This window comes from Marinobacter sp. (genome assembly GCF_052091845.1).
Classification (GTDB): Bacteria; Pseudomonadota; Gammaproteobacteria; order Pseudomonadales; family Oleiphilaceae; genus Marinobacter.
The window spans coordinates 19657-20851 of sequence record NZ_JBQDCO010000054.1; the positions used below are offsets into that span (position 1 = coordinate 19657).

Annotated in this window: 1 protein-coding gene and 1 pseudogene; one reads left to right on the plus strand and one right to left on the minus strand. The window is 54.1% G+C overall.

The window, feature by feature from the left end:
• Positions 1 to 915 (plus strand): ATP-binding cassette domain-containing protein (locus ACTHYN_RS14350; RefSeq protein WP_441813102.1); only part of this gene is annotated, 915 nt, incomplete at its 5' end.
• 68 nt (positions 916 to 983) lie between these two features.
• On the opposite strand, the pseudogene ACTHYN_RS14355 reads toward ACTHYN_RS14350, so the two are convergent.
• Positions 984 to 1195, minus strand: a pseudogene (locus tag ACTHYN_RS14355) (hypothetical protein); the annotation flags it as partial.

Here is a 1195-nt window from a genome sequence, read left to right on the forward strand (position 1 = left end):
CAGGCGATGGCGAGAATCAACCGGGGCGCAGCCATTGCAGTTTTCATCTCGGCACTGGCGGGAGCCTTGCCATTAGTGGGGCTGGCGAGTTATCTGGTCTTTACAGGTTTCGACAACCCCGGCCAATTGTTGGCGCTGTTGGTGCTTATCACTCGTGCTGCAGCGCCTATGGAAGAACTCGCCCTATCAGGGCTTGTCATCAACGACTTGCGAGCTGCGCTGAAGGACTATCACCAAATCATTGATGCACCAGCATTGCCAGAAGCCGGGCCAGATGAAGTCAAACAGCCAGAAGGATATGGCCTTGCGGCAACGCAAGTCAGCCACTCACCGATGCTACACGATATTTCTGTGGACGCCCCAGAGGGTGCCAGACTACTAATCGTTGGCCCTACTGGGAGTGGCAAAAGTACATTGATTGAACTGCTGATGCGTTTCGACGATCCGGAGCGTGGGGAAATTACCCTCGGTAAGGTTCCGCTGGCGAAGATTCGCTATGAGGATCTAATGGCACACATTGCATACGTCGGGCAGGACCCCGTCATTTTTACCGGCACACTCGCCGATAACATTCGGATAGGAAAGCCGCACGCATCAGACGCAGACCTAGAAAAGATTGCAAGGTACGTCACGTTAGGAAGCGTAATAGATCGTTCGCCACTTGGTATAGAACAGCCGGTCGGCCATCAAGGCTCGGCTCTTTCCGGTGGGGAGCGCCAACGTCTAGCACTGGCCAGAGCATTGATTAAGGGCGCTCCCATTTTGGTTCTTGATGAGGCCACCTCAGCCTTGGACCAGAATACCGAGAAAGAAATCGCCAGAATCATAAGGAGACTGCCGGGCACCGTTATTCTGGTTACCCATAGGAACGAGACTATCTGGGCCCCCACTCATACGATAGTGCTGGGCGGTTAAATACGGGGAGCGGATCAGGCTATCTGCCTCAATCCGCTAAAAGGCATTTCCGTAGTTCCACTGATGCATCAGTGGACCATCATTGCCGATTGCTTAGACGGATAGGTGACTGGACACGTTGGCCAGTTCAGGTATTGGGCAAAAAACTCAGGCTGGAGCGACGCATCCAGCAAGATGTCGATGCATTCGTTGCTGCTGCCACATTCGCCCGTACGGACGTGGCAGCGCTCTGTCGCTCGCAAGCTCTCAAGAGCTCGAAGCAACATATCGTCAGCAACGC